The sequence below is a fragment of the Pseudomonas sp. 58(2021) genome, from assembly GCF_017491585.1.
In the GTDB taxonomy this organism is placed as follows: Bacteria; Pseudomonadota; Gammaproteobacteria; order Pseudomonadales; family Pseudomonadaceae; genus Aquipseudomonas; species Aquipseudomonas fluorescens_BT.
Window position 1 is genome coordinate 1 of the sequence record NZ_JAFGYZ010000031.1, and the last position, 17,121, is coordinate 17,121.

Genomic DNA, 17,121 nt, shown 5'->3' on the forward strand with positions numbered 1-17,121 from the left:
CCCCAATCCCAATTATGCTCAAAGAAACCCCGCCCTCCCGCGAGGTCGAGAGTCTGTGCACGCTCCAGGAAACACCTGCTCCAGCATCAGCCAAAGGCCTCGGGTACGCGACGTTGATGAAGTGCTCCGGCCTACAACAACAAGCACGACGGAGAACACCCATGGCCGTACTCGACAGCATGTCCACCGGCAGTGCCCCGCACCACAGCGTCAGCCGAGAGGAGCGCAAGGTCATCTTCGCCTCCTCCCTCGGAACGGTGTTCGAGTGGTACGACTTCTACCTCTACGGCTCTCTCGCCGCGATCATCGCCAAGCACTTCTTTGCCGGGGTCAACGAGACCACCTCGTTCATCTTCGCCCTGCTCGCCTTCGCCGCCGGTTTTGCGGTGCGGCCGTTTGGGGCGGTGGTGTTCGGGCGGCTGGGGGACATGATCGGGCGCAAGCACACGTTTCTGATCACGATTGTGATCATGGGTGTGTCGACGGCGATTGTGGGCTTCCTGCCCGGTTACGCAACCATCGGAGTCGCGGCGCCGATCATTCTGATTACCCTGCGCCTGCTGCAAGGTCTGGCGCTGGGCGGTGAATACGGCGGCGCGGCGACCTATGTCGCCGAGCATGCGCCGAAGGGCAAACGCGGGTATTTCACCTCGTGGATTCAGACCACCGCGACGCTGGGGCTGTTTCTGTCGCTGCTGGTGATTCTGGCTTGCCGCACGGCGCTGGGCACCGAGGCGTTCGAGGCCTGGGGCTGGCGGATTCCGTTCCTGCTGTCGATCCTGCTGCTGGCGGTCTCGGTATACATCCGGCTGCAACTGAACGAGTCGCCGGTGTTCAAGAAAATGAAGGAAGAAGGCAAATCCTCGAAAGCCCCGCTGACCGAGTCTTTTGCCCGTTGGGACAACCTGAAAATCGTGATCATGGCCCTGCTCGGCGGCACCGCCGGCCAAGCGGTGGTCTGGTACACCGGGCAGTTCTACGCGCTGTTTTTCCTCCTGCAAACACTGAAGATCGACCCGCAGACCGCCAACCTGCTGATCGCCGGTTCGCTGCTGATCGGTACACCGTTCTTCGTGATTTTCGGCAGCCTGTCCGACCGCATCGGGCGCAAGGGCATCATCATGGCCGGGTGCATTCTGGCGGCGGTGACCTACTTCCCGATCTTCCATGCGCTGACCCAGTACGGTAACCCTGATGTCTTCGTCGCTCAGGAGAAGAACCCGGTCAAAGTGGTCGCCAGCCCTGACCAATGCTCGTTCCAGTTCGATCCGGTGGGCAAGGCCAAATTCACCAGCTCCTGCGACCTGGCGAAAACCCTCCTGGCCAAACGGGCGATCCCGTACGAAAACGTGGTGGCGGAACCGGGCACCGTGGCCCAGGTGCGCATTGGCGACAAAGTCATCGAAAGTTTCGAAGGCACCGCCCTGCCGGCCGCCGACTTCAAGACCCGCAACGACGCCTTTACCGCCAGCCTCAGCACCGCGTTGAAAGAGGCCGGCTACCCGGAAAAGGCTGACCCGGCCAAGACCAATTACCCGATGGTCCTGGTCCTGCTGACCGTACTGGTGATCTACGTGACCATGGTTTACGGCCCGATTGCGGCGTGGCTGGTCGAGTTGTTCCCGGCGCGCATTCGCTACACCTCGATGTCGCTGCCCTACCACATCGGCAACGGCTGGTTTGGCGGGTTCCTGCCGACCGTGGCGTTTGCGATGGTCGCGGCCACCGGGGATATCTACTACGGCTTGTGGTACCCGATTGTCATCGCGGTAATGACGGCGATTCTCGGGATCTTCTTCATGCCGGAAACCAAGGATCGCGACATCCATCACACCTGAAACCGGGGCGGCCCTCTTTCATCGAGAGAGGGCCGTCAACGCACGTTGCGATACAGCATCAACCGTGCGCTTTCGTGCAGCCCCCGCGTCAGCTCGACCAGTCGTTGAAACTCCTCAGGATGCGCATCAGCCACATTCTCCAGCGGTGTCGCCGATTTCAAGTCATGCAGCGTCGGCGCGCTGCCGTCGTGTTGCATTTGCAGCAGATGGTCCTTGGTCACCCCGCCAATCAGCGGAAACGTTCCCTCGCGCAACACCAGCGGCACCACACGCTCGCCTTCGGGTGCCGGTTGCTGCAGGTCGCGACCCATGGCACGGTTCTCGAAAGCCACGCCGGCCATGCCCGCCACCGTCGGCAACAGATCGGCAAGCCCCACCGCTTCTTCGATCACCTTGGGTTTGAGCAGGCCCGGCGCATGAATCAGCATCGGTACATGGTTGCTCTCCAGCCCCAGTTGTTCGAAGGCCGGCGGCATGTGCGGGATGCGGCTGATGCGGGTGTTGTGGTCACCGAAGAACACGAAAATCGTGTTGTCGTAATAGCCGCCGGCCTTGGCCAGTTCCATCAGGCGACCGATGTTGAAATCCAGCAGCCGCACGGCGTTGTATTGCTCGACGCTGCGTGAACCGGCGTTTTGCACCTGTTCCAGCGACAGGTTGCTGACCTCGAAGCCGTCGTTGTCTCTGGGAATGGTGAAAGGCCGGTGATTGCCCGACGTTTGCACGTAGGCGAAGAACGGTTTGTCCTTGGGCAGTGCGCGCAGGATCTCATCGCCTTCCTTGAACAGGTCCAGATCGGAAATCCCCCACACATCCACACGTGGCGAACGCCAGTCGCGCTCCTCGTACAGACGCACGCCGTCGATGCTTTGCTGGATCAGCGCATTGATGTTGGCCCAACCGGCGTTGCCGCCGATCATGTAGAGCTTCTGGTAATCGGTGAACGCATTGATCAGCGTGTGCTGGTTGGTGATCAGCGGATGACGGGTGGCGGTCTCCTGTCGGGTGACGTCGGGAACGCCGGTGATGCTCGCCCACACGGTTTTTGCAGTGCCGGTGACCGGGACGTAGAAGTGTTTGAAGAACCAGCTCTCACCTGCCAGACGATCAAGGTTGGGCGTGGGGTTTAACGGGTTGCCATACGCCCCCACCGCGCTGGTGCCCAGGGATTCGAGCATGACGAACATCACGTTAGGTGCCCGCTCGGCCGCGACGCTGTAGGGCTGTACGGCTTGCCGGCGCTCGAACGCAAGGCTTTGCGCATCCGCTCGATCCACTCCCAGATACCTGGAAATGACCGGGTAATGCGCCCGCACCTGCGCCTCGTCGAATTGCGCCTGGCCGGCCTTGAGCGTGTCGTAGAGGAACAGCACCGGATTCAGGCCCACGGCGGCGATCTGTCCGTTGCCGGAAAAGAACGCATCGCTCCAACGCAGCGGTACCGGATTTTCCAGGTTGAGTTTGTCGACCCGGCCCAACAGCGCCAGCAGCACAGCCACCAACCCGAGCCCCGCGCCCACGGCGACTGAGCTGCGGCGGATCACTTGAGGTTCACGGGCCAGCGTCAACCGTTCCAGTCGCACAAACCCGTAGAACCACAGCGCCAGAACCGCGAGCCAACCCAGCGCAATCCACAGCACCGGATAGGTTTCCCGGACCATCTGCTGCGAGATCTGCGCATCGTCCAGATAACGCAATACCGTGGCGTTGATCCGCACGCCGAGGTAGGCGTAATGGCCAAAATCGATGATGTAAACCAGCCCGATCAGCCCCAACGCCAGCAGCAGATAAACCCGGGCCACGCCGCGCAGTAACGGCACTGTGGTCAGGTTCCAGCGCGGCAGCCACGCCAGCACCGCCAATGGCAGCACCAGCAACAGCGCCAGCCTCAAGTCGAAACGAAACCCGATGCCCAGGGTTTGCAACCATTGCGGGTCGGCAAACAATTGCGCGACATCCACCCCGGAAAACCCGATCAAGAACACCAGCCGCAGCAAGGCAAACAGCAGAAACGCCAAACCTGTCGCGCCCACGCCATAGCGCAGGCGACGCGATTGCAACCACCCCATCATTTACCTCTGTGTCGTTCGTTCGGATTGCAGGTGTTGCCACGCTGCTTTGGCGAGAAATGCGAAACCGGCAATCAGGCAATAACCCGCCAGCAAAGGGTCGATCAGGTAATCCCAATAGTTTTCCGAGGGTTTGAGTCGCAGCGCGAACGCCAACGTTGCCAGCGCCAACATCGCCACGCCGAGCGTATTGCGCAGTCGCAAGAGCACCAGTGTCGCCAGCCCGACAACCACAATCATCGGTCGGGGATTGAAGCCCCAACGGTAAGGATCGACATACGTCAGGCCCATCGTCGCCGGGTACAGCAGCACCGTCAGCACCACGAACAGCCCCAGCACCTGCGCCCGCGTCAGCGGTTTGAGTGGGTGAACCACACCGAGGCGCAACAACGCGGCCCAGCCAAGAAACACCAGCGTGGTGATCGCCAGGTCATCGGTAAAACTGCGCACATATGCCGCCAGCGGCAGGCCATTGAGCGGAATGAAGCTGACCAGCGCCAACGCCGGCAACAGCCACGGACGCCAGCGCCGGGTAAATTGCAGGGAGCCCAGCAGGACAAAACCGAGCAGGATGAAACTCAAATGGGCTTGCCAGAGAAACAGCATCACAGGCGCTCCGCCAGCCAGGCATCGTTGAAGCTGACATGTTTGATGAAGGTGTTGTTCCAGGAATACACCAGGTGATAGAGGCCATCGCTGCCACGGCTGAAGTACGGGTATTCGTACTCGAACTCACAGCCTTCGGGTTTGCACACGCGGTAGTCGAGGTTGCTCAGAAAGCGTTGCTCCAGCGGCAGACGCTGCGCCCCGCTCGATGCCCGAAAGCCTTCGCCGATGATTGCCTTGTAGGCCTCGGGCGAAAACGGCTGGCCGAGGGGATCGGGGGACTGGTCGAGTTCGATCACGTTGCGCCAGTCGTTGAGATTCGCATCGGTGCCGTACAGGCTGAGCTTGAAGCGACCGTCACGCAGGTCATTGAGCGCCACCAGCAAACCGTCATCGGCGGTGCCCACCGCCGCCAGCGACGAGTTGGGGTTGGCCGGCTCCAGCGGATACGGCTCGCTCCAGGTCTGCCCGGCGTCTTCGGTACGGCTGGCCAGCACCTTGTGATGGGTTTCACCGGCATAACGCAGCATCGCCACGGCGCGGCGTTCGTCCTGCGGCACGATGGTCGGTTGCAGCGAATGCTTGCCGCGACTGATACGGAATTTGTCGATCACGTCGCCGTCCGCGCTCAGGTACAGGTACTCGGCGAACTTGCCCATGAACTCGTGATACACCGGCAGGCCAATCGAGCCGTCGGCATGGAACACCGGCGCGGCGCGCACCAAAGTGCTGATGTTGAAGAACGGTGAGGTGATCAGCTGTCGCGGCGCCGTCCAGTTGCGCCCCAGGTCATCGGAGACCATCACGTTGATCGCGCTGGTAGCCCAGCCGCCGACGGACACCGACACGTAGAACATCCACAAGCGCTGGTCAGGCGCCAGGGCGATCACCGGGTTGCCGAGTTTGCGGATGTAGCGCTGGGTGCCCGCGACGGTGGATTCGCGGGTGGCCAGCACCTGTTCGGCGCCCCACTCTGCGGTCTTGGCGTTGAAGCGCGCGGTGCGGATCTGCACATCGGCGGCGCCCTCCCGGGAGCCGGCAAACCACACGGCCATCAAGTCGCCGCCGGGCAGCGCGGTGACCGAAGACGAGTGCACGAAATCATCCAGTTCCGAGGACACGAAACGGCTGCTGTACATCGGCTCGGCCGGATTTGCCGAAGCCTGGGCGACAGGCGTTTCAACCGCGAACGGCGCCAGCACGTGCTCCGGGTGACTGCGCCACGCGGCGATAAAAATCAGGCTCACGGCGAGCGCGGCGACAACGAATCTCAAACGAAAGGACAAGGCACGCATAGGCAGCTCATGGCAGTTACGAGATGGCAAACCATCGAAAGAACCTCCCTGTCACGGGCCCGGATCGTCCGGCAAGCGACGCCGGCGCCCGGTGAGCATCGACAACGGCAGGTTGTCGCGCACCTGAACACTTTCAAACAGCGCGGCCGCGATGTGCACGATGACCAGCGCCAGCAAAACATCGGCGGCCGTTTCGTGGACTTGCAGCGGCCAGTCGGCGCCCCACAGGGCGTCGATTTCTTCCATGGCCCAGCCACTGACGCCGACAGTCAGCATCGCCAGCAGCATCGCAAGCATCACCAACGCGCCGATCGGCGAATGCCCGAGACGATGTTCGGGCCGCCCGGCGATCAGCGACCGGGCATGGGCCGCGAGCCGTGACGGCGTCGGCCAGAAGTCCGACCAACGCGCACTGCGCGGCCCGACGAATCCCCACACCAGACGCACCAACAGCCAGCCCATGGCGTAATAACCGAGCCAGACATGCCAGTCGTCGCCGGCCTCATTGAAGAAGTAGTTGGCGGCAAAGACCCCGGCGATGGACAGGTGAAACACCCGTACCACCGGGTCCCAGAGGCGCAGGGACTCGCGTGGCATCAGCCCTTGATCTCGGTTTTCACCGCTTTGCCGCTGACCGGGTCGTGGTAGATCTCGACCTTGCGTTTGTCCTTGTCGAAGCCGTAGATCTCGTAGCAGTTGCCGTCGGTGACCTTGAACTTGCTGATTTCATACCCCTGGGATTTCAGCTGTTCCTGAAACGCTTTCTGGTCCTGCCACTGCGAACGTTCGGCCGTGGTGCATTGCGGGCCGGCGACGGCCAGGGGGCTGGCGACAATCAGGGACAACAGCACAAGTTTGCGCATGGAAGCACTCTCGCTGGATGGGAAAGGCTTCACTGTGCAAAACCAAGCTTAGCGAAAGCTTAGTTGGCAACGAGCCGTTACATCTTCGCCGCCACAAGGGCTGCCAAGGCAGCAAGGCGAGCGGCATGATGCCGCCGATCACGCGCCCGATTTCCTACAGAGAAAATGCCATGCGCCTACTTCTGGTTGAAGATGACCGTGCCCTCGGTCAGGGCATCCGCGTCGCCCTGAGCAACGAGGGTTACACCCTTGACTGGCTGCAGGACGGCGTCAGTGCGCTGCACGCGTTGCGCAGCGAAAGCTTCGATCTGTTGTTGCTCGACCTCGGCCTGCCAAGGCTCGACGGGCTGACGCTGCTGCAACAATTGCGGGCCACGCAGCATGATTTGCCGGTGCTGATCCTCACCGCCCGCGACGGCACCGCCGAACGCATCGCCGGGCTGGATGCCGGCGCCGACGACTATCTGGTCAAGCCATTCGATGTCGACGAACTCAAGGCGCGTATCCGCGCTTTGCTGCGACGCAGTCAGGGGCGTGCGCAACCGGTGCTGGAACACGCCGGCGTCTGCCTCGACCCGAGCAGCCAGCAAGTCACCTGGCAAGGCAGCACGGTGGTGGTCACACCGATGGAATATCAGCTGTTGCATCAACTGATGGCCCGTCCCGGCAAGGTTGTTACCCGCGAACGCCTGTCGCGCACGCTGTACGGCTGGCAGGAACGGGTCGAAAGCAACACGCTGGAAGTGCTGATCCATAACCTGCGCAAGAAACTTTCGACCGAACTGATCCGCACCGTGCGCGGCGTGGGTTACGTCGTGGAGCTCAAGCCATGAACTCGATACGCGCACGGATTCTGCTACCGGTGCTGATTCTGGTATTGCTCGGCGATGTGCTGATCAGTTGGGCGGTGTTGCGCTACAGCCATCATGAGGTCGAAGAAATCTACGACGCCCAATTGGCGCAGAGTGCGCGTTTGCTGCAAGCCGTGCTCGCGCAACGCGCACCCGGTGACAACGATTGGGAGCGTCTGCACCAGGCCTTCGATGAAGCAATGAGTCGGGTCGGCGATGGCGAGGCGGCGCATCCCTACGAGACGCGGCTGACCTTTCAGGTCTGGCGCAATGACGGTCAGTTGCTGATGCGCTCGGCCGAAGCCCCGGTTCTGGATGCACCACCCGCCACCCTCGGCGCCCATGACTTGTTGGAGAACGGCCGCGACTGGTGCGCCTTTTTGCTCAAGGACCCGCGACAGGACTTGCTGATCTGGGTCGGCGAACGCGACGACATCCGCCAGGACCTGATCACCCGCATCGTCGGCCATACCCTGTGGCCGAGCCTGATCGGCGTGCCGCTGCTGACTATCCTGATCTGGCTGGCCATCGGCTGGGGCTTGCAGCCGTTGCGCGCCATGGCCCAATCGATTCGCGGCCGCGACACCGACACCCTGAAACCGCTGCACCTGAGCCCCCTGCCCCAGGACCTGGAGCCGATGCAGACTGCGCTCAACCGCTTGCTGCAACAGATCGACAACCTGCTGGCCCGGGAGCGACGCTTTATCGCCGACGCCGCTCACGAGCTGCGTACGCCACTGGCGATCCTGCGGATTCATGCACAGAACGCGCAGTTGGCGGGCACCGCGCAACAACGCGAAGAAGCACTGGAGTTTCTGGTCAGTGCCGTGGACCGCGCCACGCGCATCGCCAGCCAATTGCTGACCATGGCGCGCATCGAACCGCGTCTGGCATCCCCGGAGAACACCCACGTCGAACTGACCGCCCTGGTGCGCGAGGAACTGGCCGAACTGACGCCGCTGGCCCTGGAAAAAGACGTCGACCTGATCCTCGACAGCGACCATCACTGCCCGGTCGATACCGATCCGGTGGCGTTGGCCATCGCTCTGCAAAATCTGGTAACCAATGCGCTGAACTTCGCCCCGCCCGGCAGCGAGGTGCGGATTCAGGTGCAGCCACAGGCCTGCGGTTCAGTGTCGATCAGCGTCGAAGATGCCGGCCCCGGCATCGATGAGCAGCACTATGCGCGGTTGTTCGAACGCTTCTACAGCGAGGGCCACGCCAATGGCGCGGGTCTGGGACTGGCCATCGTGCAGATGATCGTCAGCAAGATCGGCAGCACCCTGCAGCTGTACAACCGGCCTGAAGGCGGGTTGTGCGCCGAGCTGCGAATCCCTGCAGGATCAACCGAACCAGCACCGGGCGTTTAACGAAACTTTCATGTTTGCCTGCCCATGATCCGGGCCTTCGTTGGGGAGTAACCTGCTTCCGAGCCCCTCGGAAGCGTTCGTATCAAAATATTCGGCAACATGCCGTGGTGCGAACACCTTCTGGTTGGTGAGACCGACGACACATCCATGCCGAAAGTCGGGCGTGTGGTTGTGTCGTTGACTCATGGCCCGACTGGAAGTATTGCCCGTGAATCCTGTTTCCCTGATCTTCCTCGCACTCGCCATGTCCACGGATGCCTTCGCGGCCGCCATCGGCGTGATGCTGGGCCGGGTGCTCAGCACCGTGGTCGGCAAGCGTGCGGAAATCGTCGGTGGCGTGGTGCTGATGATCGTCGGTGCGACGATTCTCTACGAGCACCTTTCGGCCTGATCCCGGGTACCCTTTCCCGAGCCGTTCGACGAAATCACCTTCGTCCTTCGCGCCGCCGGCAAGATCGTTGTCAACCCTGAATCCGTTGGATTGAGCGACGTGGGGCTGACCACTATCTGCAGCGAAACGTGACTGAATATGGCAAATCTGCGAAAAGCGTAATGGCGGCGCGATTTGTCCGGCCGGCGCGCGTTCTGTCCGTCAGGCAGGCTAAATCCCTGTCGAACTTTGACGTTTTTTTTGCAAGAGGCAGGGTAAAGTGCCCTCTCCGGCCATCCTGGAAGCAGTCAATGAACCTCCAAAGCCCTCAAGACGCCGACGATGAAATCCTCAATCAAGCGGCGCACTGGTGCCTGCGCCTGCAAGACGAAACCTGTACACCTGACGAGCGCCAGGCCTTCCAGCAATGGATTCAGAGCAGCCCGCGCCATGCCTTCGAGTACGCAAAGATGCTTGAGGTCTGGGAGTTGAGCGATCAATTGCCCGACGAGCACGACGCATCGAAAAAACGCAAAGCCACGAGCCTGCCCTGCAGCTTTGAAGAGTTTCAACGCAATCTGGCGCAGCGCAATTAGCATCCTGCGGGTATCGACGCCAACAGCGGCAGGCGTCACTTGAGGCAACGCCTTGTCCTTGATTCAGGGTTAGAATCCCCCGGTTTGGCTAACCCGTTTAAGGATGATCCCGGCATGTCCACTCTCGACACCTCCCTGCAAGACTCCGCCGCCCCCGACGGCGTCTGCTTCGGCTGCGGCAGTCGCAACCCGCACGGCTTGCACATCAAGAGCTTCTGGCACGAGGACGGCGTGCACGTCATGGCCGAGCACGTGCCCGAAGCCAAATACTGCGGCTGGCCGGAGCTGGTCTACGGTGGCCTGATCGCGATGCTGGTGGATTGCCATTCCAACTGGACCGCAATGGCTTATCACTACCGCGCCGAAGGGCGCGAAGCCGAGAGCTTGCCGCGCATCAACTGCGTCACCGGCAACCTCGGCATCAAGTTCATCAAGCCGACGCCGATGGGCGTGCCGCTGACGTTGAAGGCAAAAGTCGAGGGTGAAGTCGGGCGCAAGAGCCGGGTGATCTGCGAGGTGTACGCCGGGGATGTGCTGACGGCGGTGGGTGACTCAGTGTTCGTTCGGGTGGATACCGAGCAGTTGGCGGCGGCCGCGCACGGTCGCTGAAATCCGTCATTGAAGGAAAACACGATGCCCGATCGCGAAATCATCATCCCCGAATCCATGAAACCCATCGTCGAACGCGCCGGTTACGCCCCGGCGGTTCTGGTCGGCGACACACTTTATTGCGCCGGCCAGGTGGGCAGGACAGCTGATTTGAAAGTCATCGAAGACCCCGAGCAGCAATTCATCCGCGCCTGGGAAAACCTCGACGAGGTGTTGAAGGCTGGCGGTTGCAGCTTCGACGATGTGGTGGAGATGACCACCTATCACGTCGACATGAGTCAACACATGCCAGTGTTTCGCGAGGTGAAGAATCGCGTTTTCCCCAAAGGCTTCTGCGCCTGGACCTGCGTCGGCGTCAGCGAACTGGCCCATCCGGGGCTGCTGGTGGAAATCAAATGCGTGGCCGTGCGCAGGCGGGCTATACCTGAGTAACGCCATTTCCCCTCATCGAGGTGTTGAACGATGGACTTGACCCTCTATTACCACCCGTTGTCGTCCTACTGCCACAAAGCGCTGATCGCTCTCTACGAACACGGCGTCGCCTTCGAAAAACGCTTGATCGACCTCTCCAACGAAGCCGAACGGGCCGAGCTGCAGGCGCTTTGGCCGCTGGTCAAATTCCCGGTGCTGCGTGATCACGCCCGCCAGCGCACAGTGCCGGAATCGAGCGTGATCATCGAGTACCTGGATCATCAACCGGGGCAGTCAAAGCGACTGATTCCCGAAGACTGGGAGACCGCGCTGGACGTGCGTCTGTGGGACCGCTTCTGCGACCATTACGTGATGACGCCGATGCAGCAGATCGTCGCCGACCGCATCCAGTCCGCCCAGGGCGACCTGAGCAGTCAGCGGGCAATGCTGGCCACGGCGTACGGCATGCTCGAACAACAACTGGCCGACCGCGAATGGATCGCCAGCGCGGATTTCAGCCTGGCCGATTGTTCCGCCGCACCGGCCCTGTTCTACGCCAGCACGCTGGTGCCGTTTGGCGACGACCACCCTCGCCTGAGCGCCTTTTTCGAGCGGCTGGTTCAGCGCCCTTCCTTCAGGCAGGTGATCGACGAAGCCAAACCGTGGTTTGACTTCTATCCCTTTGCCGAAGCCCTGCCTCAACGTTTCCGCTGAGGCATAGCCTTGCGTGCTCAGGTCTGGGGATCGCGCTGGTCAGCCAGTTGCTCAGCCGCAAGGCCCGGGCCGACGGGCTGTTGCAGCCTTTGGTGGATGACACCATTCGCGGCCCGAACTGGGCACTGCTGGCCCACCGCGACAGCGAAAACGATCCGATGGCCCGCAGTTTTATCGAGTGGTTGCTGGCGAACCTGAGCGATCCATGACCGGTGCGTGGCGGGCCATCACCTCGGCGATCCAGTCGATGAACACCCGCAACTTGCGGCTGATGTGGCGGTTCGGCGGGTACGCGACGTAAAGCGGCATCGGATCGAGGCACCAGTCTTCGAACAGCGGCACCAGCTCCCCGTTGGCCTCTCGGGCCCTGGACATGTACTTGGGCAACCACAACACGCCCAGCCCCGCAAGGCCCGCCGCCAGGTAAGCATTGCCGTCATCCACCGCCAGCACGTGGCGGCCCTTGATCTGCAAGTCTTCGTGTTCGTTGTGCAGGGCGTACGGCACCGGTTTGCCGGTGCGCGCCCAGAGGAAACCGACTACCCGGTGATGGGAATCTTCCAGCTCACGGGGGTGCGCCGGGGTGCCGGAACGGGCCAGATAGCTCGGCGCGGCATACACGCCGAGCTGAAGATCCGCCACCTTCCGGGCCATCAGTGACTGATCCCGCAGCTCGCCCCCGCGCACCACGCAATCGACGTTTTCATCAATGATGTCGACGATCCGATCGCTGACGCCCATGTCGATCTGGATCTGCGGGTAACGCGCGTAGAACTCCGGCAGCGCCGGCACCAGAATCAGATTGGCCAAAGGGCTAGGCACATCGACCCGCAAGCGGCCCTTGGGCTGCGCTGCCGCGCCGGGAAGACTGGTCTCGGCATCGTCCATGTCCGCCAGCAACTTGATCACCCGCTCGTAATAGGCCGCGCCGTCCGCCGTGACGTTGACCTTGCGCGTGGTGCGGTTGAGCAACTTCACTCGCAGCCGTGCCTCCAGTTGCTGGATGAGCTGGGTCACGGTGGTCTTGCTCATGTGCAGGGTCTCGGCGGCCTTGGTGAAACTGCCCGCCTCCACCACCCGGGCGAAGGCTTGCATCGCGTCAAAACGGTCCATATTCCCCCCCTGAAAGCGGCTCGATTGTTTGGGATTTACAAACAGTGATCGCCAAGGTTGCGCGTTTATCGCGCAGAGGCAAGTCCCTAGAGTTTCTCCATCAGAAGTTTTCACCCCATTGAAGGAGACACACCATGACCAATGCCCAGCCAAAACGCGACGTGGTTTTCCCGCCCGGACGCCATGCCCTTTACGAGCGCAATCGTTATTCCCCGGCGGTTCGTTCCAATGGTTTTCTGTTTGTCTCAGGCCAGGTCGGCAGCCTTGAGGACGGCTCACCGGAACCGGATCTGAAACAACAGGTGCGCCTGGCCTTCACCAACCTCAATGCGATTCTCGGCGCAGCCGGCGGCAGCTTCGACGACGTGGTGGACGTGACCGTGTTCATGGTCGACCCGCAATCGACCTTCGAAACCATCTGGGAAGTGGTGCCGGAGTTCTGGGGCGAGGCGCCGCATCCGACCATTACCGCGGTCGGCGTGACGTGGCTGTATGGGTTTCAGTTCGAGATCAAGGTGATTGCCAAAGTGCCGGAGGAAACGCAGGCGAAAATCTGAGGCAATTGCTCACAATCCGTGTTCAACGGCTTCACTGAAGTGCTCTTGATGGCGTTTGCGCAATCAATATGCTGGCGTCATGTTGTTTTTGCCCCGGACAGAAAAGAGCGCAAGCGATGCCCAGCCCGAGAACGCTGTACCAGAAGCACATCGACAGTCACACCGTCTGCGATCTCGACGATCAGGGCCACGTGCTGCTCTACATCGACCGTCAGGTCGCCAACGAATACACCAGCCCGCAAGCCTTCAGCGGTTTGCGCGACGCCGGGCGCACGGTGTGGCGGCCTGCGGCGACGCTGGCGGTAGTCGATCATGTGAACCCCACGGCGCCGATGCGCATTGCGACCATGCCTGACGCCGGGGGCGCGCGTCAGGTGTCGTACTTCGAAGAAAACTGCCGCGACTTCGGCATCGAGCTGTTCGATGTGCTGGACAAGCGCCAAGGCATCGAACACGTCGTGGCGCCGGAACAGGGGTTCATTCTGCCGGGCATGGTGGTCGCGGCCGGCGACAGCCACACCACCACTTACGGCGCACTGGGTGCCTTCGGTTTCGGCATTGGCACCTCGGAAATCGAACACCTGCTGGCGACGCAGACCCTGGTCTACAAGCGCCTGAAAACCATGCGGGTGACGGTGAACGGCAAGCTCGGTGCGGGCATCACGTCGAAAGACATCATCATGGCCCTGATCGAAAGAATCGGTGCTTCGGGAGCAACCGGTTATGCCATCGAATTCACCGGCCCGGCGATCAGCGAGCTCAGCGTCGAAGCGCGCATGACCATCTGCAACATGGCGGTGGAGGCCGGCGCCCGTGGAGCGTTCATGGCGCCGGACGACAAGGTTTTCGCCTATCTGCAACTCAAGCCCCGTGCGCCGAAAGGCGAACTCTGGGCGCTGGCGGTCGAGCGCTGGAAAGGCCTGCACAGCGACCAGGGTGCGATGTTCGACAGTGAAGTCAGCCTGGATGTCTCGGCTCTGGAACCGATGGTCACTTGGGGCACCAGCCCGGATCAGGCCTCCCCGGTCGGCGGACGAGTGCCGGACCCGGCCAGCCAGCCCGATCCGATTCTGCGTCAGGGCCTGCAACGCGCCCTCGATTACATGGGCCTGACACCCGGCACGCCGCTGAACGAAGTGGTGATCAGCCATGCCTTCATTGGGTCCTGCACCAATGCGCGGATCGAAGACTTGCGAGATGTGGCGCGTGTGGTGCGCGGCAGACACGTGGCGCCCCACGTACGGGCGATGATCGTGCCCGGCTCGACGCGGGTTCGCGATCAGGCGGAAGACGAAGGGCTGGCGCAGATCTTTCGCGACGCCGGTTTCGAATGGCGGCAATCCGGCTGCTCGATGTGTCTGGCGATGAACGACGACGTCCTCGCGCCGGGGGATCGCTGCGCGTCCAGCACCAATCGCAACTTCGAAGGTCGTCAGGGCGCGGGGGCGCGCACCCACCTGATGAGCCCGGCAATGGTCGCCGCAGCCGCCATCACCGGCCACTTGACTGACGTGCGCGCCTTCGCGCCGGGAGTTTGAGCCATGCAAGCGTTCACCACTATCAGCGGCAGCGCCGCGCCGTTTCTGGCGGCCAACATCGACACCGACGTGATCATGCCCAAGCAGTTCCTCAAGGGCATTGATCGTCAGGGGCTGGATCGGGGGTTGTTCTTCGATCTGCGCTTTCTGGCCTCGGGCGAGCCCAATCCCGGGTTCGTGCTCAATCAGCCCGCCTGGCAGGACGCAGCATTTCTGGTGACCGGCCCCAACTTCGGCTGCGGTTCCAGCCGTGAGCACGCGGTGTGGGGCCTGAAGCAGGTCGGAATCCGGGCGCTGATCGGCACCACGTTTGCCGGGATTTTCTACGACAACTGTCAGCGCAACGGCGTGTTGGCGATTCAGCTCAATGCCGCGCAGTTCAAACAGGTCGCCGAAGTCATCAGCGTTCAGGCGACCGCGTATATCCGCGTGAACCTGCCCGAGCAAACCATTGAACTGGCGGACGGAACACTGATCGGGTTCGAGATTGATGAGCTGCGCAAACAGTCACTGCTGCTGGGGCTGGACGCCATCGGCACGACGCTGCAACGGACCGAGCAGATTCGCGCCTTTGAAGCGCGTCATCTGGCGGAAAATCCCTGGTTGGGCTGAAAGCAAAAAACCGGGTGGCTCACTGAACCACCCGGTTTTTCATTGAACAGACAAGTCGCGAAAATACTCTTCGAGAAACTCTACACACACCCGCAACTTGGCCGACTCGCTGAGCCGCGTCGGGTACACCGCCCAGACGTTGGCGCTCTGGGTGTAATCCGCCAGTACCTGCACCAACCGCCCCTGTTCGAGCATCGGTTTGACGTCCCACATCGAGCGCAACAGAATCCCGCCGCCACTGAGCGCCCACTCCATCACGATTTCGCCGCTGTTGGAGGACAACGGGCCGCTGACCCGCACCGATTCCTGCTGCCCGTCTTTGGTGAGCTCCCAAATGCCGAACGCATTGTTGCGTTCCTTCAGCACCAGGCAATCATGGTCTTTCAGATCCTCGAGCGAATGCGGCGTACCCCGGCGCTCAAGGTACTGCGGCGTGGCGCAAAGCACCCGTCGATTACTGACCAGTTTGCGCGCCAGGTGCTGGCCCGGCAGATCATCGCCGACAAGGATTTCCAGATCGAAGCCCTCGCCCACCAGATCGACCACGCGGTCGAACACGTCCAGGCGAATATCGAGCTTCGGGCACGTTCGGGACAGCTCGCTGATCGCCGGTGCGACGTGATTGCGACCGAAGCCGAAGCTGCTGCAAATGTGCAGCGACCCGGCTGGCTGGTGCCGGGCCTGGGCCATTTCGCCGAGAAAGTCATCGAAATCCCCCAGCAGCTTTTCCGCCCAGATGCGTACCCGCTCGCCATCGTCGGTCAGCGCGATGCGCCGGGTGGTGCGGTGCAACAGTTTTGTCGAGAGCGTGGTTTCGAGCATCGCGATGCGTTTGCTGACGTAGGCCGGCGAATAGCCCAACTCGTCGGCGGCGCTGGCAAAGCTGTTCTTGCGGATGACCGTCAGGAATACCTTGAGGTCTTCGGGCAAGGGAAACTGGTCACGATTCGTGTTCATACAGCGCGCTCACCCACTGCTTGCTTCATGATTGGCGCAGGATAGCAGCGGCCATGACCGTTCGGCGCTTTTTCTGGCAGCCGCGAACAAACAGGGCTAGGGTTGCGTAGCTGGCGATATGCTGGCCACTTGGCAAACATCTTTCGATGAGCGCCATCAGCAGCACTGGAAGATAAATCAGGGATGGTTTTTTGTGCTTGCGGGTTAATGCACTCTTGATGAGTGAGCGACCTATCCCTGTGTTTCGTTGCTTTCTATCAAGGACAGAAAGATGACCAACGTACAGGCGAACTTTTCCCCTTTGCCGCTCCGGCAAACCTCATTACTGACGCCCGATACCAGGCCTGACGGTTTTGGCTGACGACGCCTGCGCGTGAGTCGGGACAGCCCCCTCACTGCCGCGCCACTCAACTGATCACTTCACCGGATCCGGACGGATCAGGCATTACCTCGCCAGTGATTCCTGGCGCTGGCTGTCGCCTGCCTGTCAGGGAAGGCGCCCCTTGCCTGAAGGGGACGTTTGGCAACCACCACGAGGAGACCCTCGATATGACTGGCTCAAAACACAACATGCCGCCTTACGGCGTCGCCATCCAGAGCGCCATCACTGGAGGCGATCTGCAACAGATGAAGACTTTGTTGAAGCAGCGCGATTCGACGAAGCCGGAAGCGAAGGAGCTGCAAACCGCGTACGAAAAACTGGCCAAGGAAGTTTCCCGCCTGGAAAAACACTAAGGCCATTTCCCACATTG

18 protein-coding genes and 2 pseudogenes are annotated in these 17,121 nt (G+C 61.6%); 13 read left to right on the forward strand and 7 right to left on the reverse strand.

Annotation, left to right across the window (positions count from 1 at the left end; genetic code table 11):
* The first annotated feature begins 161 nt into the window (after positions 1-161).
* Complete coding sequence (locus tag J5M72_RS26355; protein ID WP_207867758.1) at positions 162-1,838, forward strand: MFS transporter; 1,677 nt, start codon at positions 162-164, stop codon at positions 1,836-1,838.
* Between the two features lie 35 nt (positions 1,839-1,873).
* On the opposite strand, the gene J5M72_RS26360 is transcribed toward J5M72_RS26355, so the two are convergent.
* The 5 genes from J5M72_RS26360 to J5M72_RS26380 are packed head-to-tail and all read right to left on the reverse strand — an operon-like array spanning position 1,874 to position 6,671.
* Positions 1,874-3,907: an LTA synthase family protein gene (locus tag J5M72_RS26360; RefSeq protein WP_207867759.1), complete on the reverse strand. Its 2,034-nt coding sequence runs from the start codon at positions 3,905-3,907 to the stop codon at positions 1,874-1,876.
* A gap of 3 nt (positions 3,908-3,910) precedes the next feature.
* Positions 3,911-4,513: a hypothetical protein gene (locus tag J5M72_RS26365; protein WP_207867760.1), complete on the reverse strand. Its 603-nt coding sequence runs from the start codon at positions 4,511-4,513 to the stop codon at positions 3,911-3,913.
* Complete coding sequence (locus J5M72_RS26370) at positions 4,513-5,808, reverse strand: sialidase family protein (protein WP_207867761.1); 1,296 nt, start codon at positions 5,806-5,808, stop codon at positions 4,513-4,515. The genes J5M72_RS26365 and J5M72_RS26370 overlap by 1 nt, the downstream gene beginning before the upstream one ends.
* Positions 5,809-5,859: 51 nt before the next feature.
* On the reverse strand, positions 5,860-6,405 hold the full coding sequence (locus J5M72_RS26375) for a cytochrome b/b6 domain-containing protein (protein WP_207867762.1): 546 nt from the start codon (positions 6,403-6,405) through the stop codon (positions 5,860-5,862).
* Complete coding sequence (locus J5M72_RS26380; RefSeq protein ID WP_114882494.1) at positions 6,405-6,671, reverse strand: PepSY domain-containing protein; 267 nt, start codon at positions 6,669-6,671, stop codon at positions 6,405-6,407. Before J5M72_RS26380 ends, J5M72_RS26375 begins: the two co-directional genes overlap by 1 nt.
* A gap of 170 nt (positions 6,672-6,841) precedes the next feature.
* Here J5M72_RS26380 and J5M72_RS26385 point away from each other — a divergent pair, with 170 nt between their 5' ends.
* The 8 genes and pseudogenes from J5M72_RS26385 to J5M72_RS26420 all read left to right on the forward strand — a co-directional run.
* On the forward strand, positions 6,842-7,504 hold the full coding sequence (locus tag J5M72_RS26385) for a response regulator (protein ID WP_169430045.1): 663 nt from the start codon (positions 6,842-6,844) through the stop codon (positions 7,502-7,504).
* A complete protein-coding gene (locus J5M72_RS26390) occupies positions 7,501-8,892 on the forward strand; it encodes an ATP-binding protein (protein ID WP_207867763.1) in 1,392 nt (463 codons plus the stop codon). The genes J5M72_RS26385 and J5M72_RS26390 overlap by 4 nt, the downstream gene beginning before the upstream one ends.
* A 271-nt stretch (positions 8,893-9,163) precedes the next feature.
* Positions 9,164-9,283, forward strand: a pseudogene (locus tag J5M72_RS26395) (manganese efflux pump); the annotation flags it as partial.
* A gap of 290 nt (positions 9,284-9,573) precedes the next feature.
* Positions 9,574-9,858 (forward strand): DUF4880 domain-containing protein, encoded by a 285-nt coding sequence (locus J5M72_RS26400; protein ID WP_169430042.1) that lies wholly within the window; start codon positions 9,574-9,576, stop codon positions 9,856-9,858.
* Positions 9,859-9,972: 114 nt separating this feature from the next.
* A complete protein-coding gene (locus J5M72_RS26405) occupies positions 9,973-10,467 on the forward strand; it encodes a PaaI family thioesterase (RefSeq protein ID WP_207867764.1) in 495 nt (164 codons plus the stop codon).
* Between the two features lie 24 nt (positions 10,468-10,491).
* A complete protein-coding gene (locus J5M72_RS26410) occupies positions 10,492-10,899 on the forward strand; it encodes a RidA family protein (protein WP_207867765.1) in 408 nt (135 codons plus the stop codon).
* A gap of 30 nt (positions 10,900-10,929) precedes the next feature.
* Positions 10,930-11,592, forward strand: coding sequence for a glutathione S-transferase family protein (locus J5M72_RS26415; RefSeq protein WP_207867766.1), 663 nt, complete (start codon positions 10,930-10,932; stop codon positions 11,590-11,592).
* An 11-nt stretch (positions 11,593-11,603) separates the two neighbouring features.
* Positions 11,604-11,801 (forward strand): annotated as a pseudogene (locus J5M72_RS26420) (LysR substrate-binding domain-containing protein); the annotation flags it as partial.
* Here J5M72_RS26420 and J5M72_RS26425 read toward each other — a convergent pair.
* Positions 11,764-12,705, reverse strand: coding sequence for a LysR family transcriptional regulator (locus tag J5M72_RS26425; RefSeq protein ID WP_169430038.1), 942 nt, complete (start codon positions 12,703-12,705; stop codon positions 11,764-11,766). The pseudogene J5M72_RS26420 and the gene J5M72_RS26425 sit on opposite strands and share 38 nt — an antisense overlap.
* Before the next feature lie 134 nt (positions 12,706-12,839).
* Here J5M72_RS26425 and J5M72_RS26430 point away from each other — a divergent pair, with 134 nt between their 5' ends.
* The 3 genes from J5M72_RS26430 to leuD all read left to right on the forward strand — a co-directional run bounded on the left by J5M72_RS26430 (position 12,840) and on the right by leuD (position 15,412).
* The gene (locus tag J5M72_RS26430) at positions 12,840-13,262 is read left to right on the forward strand and encodes a RidA family protein (protein WP_207867767.1); all 423 of its coding nucleotides are present in this window, start codon (positions 12,840-12,842) and stop codon (positions 13,260-13,262) included.
* A gap of 116 nt (positions 13,263-13,378) precedes the next feature.
* Positions 13,379-14,800 carry a 3-isopropylmalate dehydratase large subunit gene (gene leuC, locus J5M72_RS26435; RefSeq protein ID WP_207867768.1) on the forward strand — a complete coding sequence of 474 codons (1,422 nt, stop codon included), beginning with the start codon at positions 13,379-13,381 and terminating at the stop codon, positions 14,798-14,800.
* A 3-nt stretch (positions 14,801-14,803) separates the two neighbouring features.
* Entirely contained in the window at positions 14,804-15,412 is a 609-nt protein-coding gene (leuD, locus tag J5M72_RS26440) for a 3-isopropylmalate dehydratase small subunit (protein WP_207867769.1), read from the forward strand.
* A gap of 39 nt (positions 15,413-15,451) precedes the next feature.
* Here leuD and J5M72_RS26445 read toward each other — a convergent pair whose 3' ends face one another.
* Positions 15,452-16,369, reverse strand: a complete 918-nt coding sequence (locus J5M72_RS26445; RefSeq protein ID WP_207867770.1) for a LysR substrate-binding domain-containing protein — start codon at positions 16,367-16,369, stop codon at positions 15,452-15,454.
* 549 nt (positions 16,370-16,918) lie between these two features.
* On the opposite strand from J5M72_RS26445, the gene J5M72_RS26450 reads away from it, so the two are divergent.
* The gene (locus J5M72_RS26450) at positions 16,919-17,104 is read left to right on the forward strand and encodes a DUF1843 domain-containing protein (RefSeq protein WP_085708738.1); all 186 of its coding nucleotides are present in this window, start codon (positions 16,919-16,921) and stop codon (positions 17,102-17,104) included.
* Positions 17,105-17,121 lie beyond the last annotated feature (17 nt).

Excerpts from the sequence above, each read along its gene's own strand:
- J5M72_RS26365 (WP_207867760.1), bottom strand. The coding sequence starts at position 4,513 with ATGCTGTTTCTCTGGCAAGCCCATTTGAGTTTCATCCTGCTCGGTTTT.
- J5M72_RS26380 (WP_114882494.1), bottom strand. The coding sequence starts at position 6,671 with ATGCGCAAACTTGTGCTGTTGTCCCTGATTGTCGCCAGCCCCCTGGCC.
- J5M72_RS26450 (WP_085708738.1), top strand. The coding sequence starts at position 16,919 with ATGACTGGCTCAAAACACAACATGCCGCCTTACGGCGTCGCCATCCAG.
- J5M72_RS26415 (WP_207867766.1), top strand. The coding sequence starts at position 10,930 with ATGGACTTGACCCTCTATTACCACCCGTTGTCGTCCTACTGCCACAAA.
- J5M72_RS26355 (WP_207867758.1), top strand. The coding sequence starts at position 162 with ATGGCCGTACTCGACAGCATGTCCACCGGCAGTGCCCCGCACCACAGC.
- leuD (WP_207867769.1), top strand. The coding sequence starts at position 14,804 with ATGCAAGCGTTCACCACTATCAGCGGCAGCGCCGCGCCGTTTCTGGCG.
- J5M72_RS26385 (WP_169430045.1), top strand. The coding sequence starts at position 6,842 with ATGCGCCTACTTCTGGTTGAAGATGACCGTGCCCTCGGTCAGGGCATC.
- J5M72_RS26425 (WP_169430038.1), bottom strand. The coding sequence starts at position 12,705 with ATGGACCGTTTTGACGCGATGCAAGCCTTCGCCCGGGTGGTGGAGGCG.
- J5M72_RS26390 (WP_207867763.1), top strand. The coding sequence starts at position 7,501 with ATGAACTCGATACGCGCACGGATTCTGCTACCGGTGCTGATTCTGGTA.
- J5M72_RS26370 (WP_207867761.1), bottom strand. The coding sequence starts at position 5,808 with ATGCGTGCCTTGTCCTTTCGTTTGAGATTCGTTGTCGCCGCGCTCGCC.
- J5M72_RS26445 (WP_207867770.1), bottom strand. The coding sequence starts at position 16,369 with ATGAACACGAATCGTGACCAGTTTCCCTTGCCCGAAGACCTCAAGGTA.
- J5M72_RS26400 (WP_169430042.1), top strand. The coding sequence starts at position 9,574 with ATGAACCTCCAAAGCCCTCAAGACGCCGACGATGAAATCCTCAATCAA.
- J5M72_RS26375 (WP_207867762.1), bottom strand. The coding sequence starts at position 6,405 with ATGCCACGCGAGTCCCTGCGCCTCTGGGACCCGGTGGTACGGGTGTTT.
- J5M72_RS26430 (WP_207867767.1), top strand. The coding sequence starts at position 12,840 with ATGACCAATGCCCAGCCAAAACGCGACGTGGTTTTCCCGCCCGGACGC.
- J5M72_RS26405 (WP_207867764.1), top strand. The coding sequence starts at position 9,973 with ATGTCCACTCTCGACACCTCCCTGCAAGACTCCGCCGCCCCCGACGGC.
- leuC (WP_207867768.1), top strand. The coding sequence starts at position 13,379 with ATGCCCAGCCCGAGAACGCTGTACCAGAAGCACATCGACAGTCACACC.
- J5M72_RS26360 (WP_207867759.1), bottom strand. The coding sequence starts at position 3,907 with ATGGGGTGGTTGCAATCGCGTCGCCTGCGCTATGGCGTGGGCGCGACA.
- J5M72_RS26410 (WP_207867765.1), top strand. The coding sequence starts at position 10,492 with ATGCCCGATCGCGAAATCATCATCCCCGAATCCATGAAACCCATCGTC.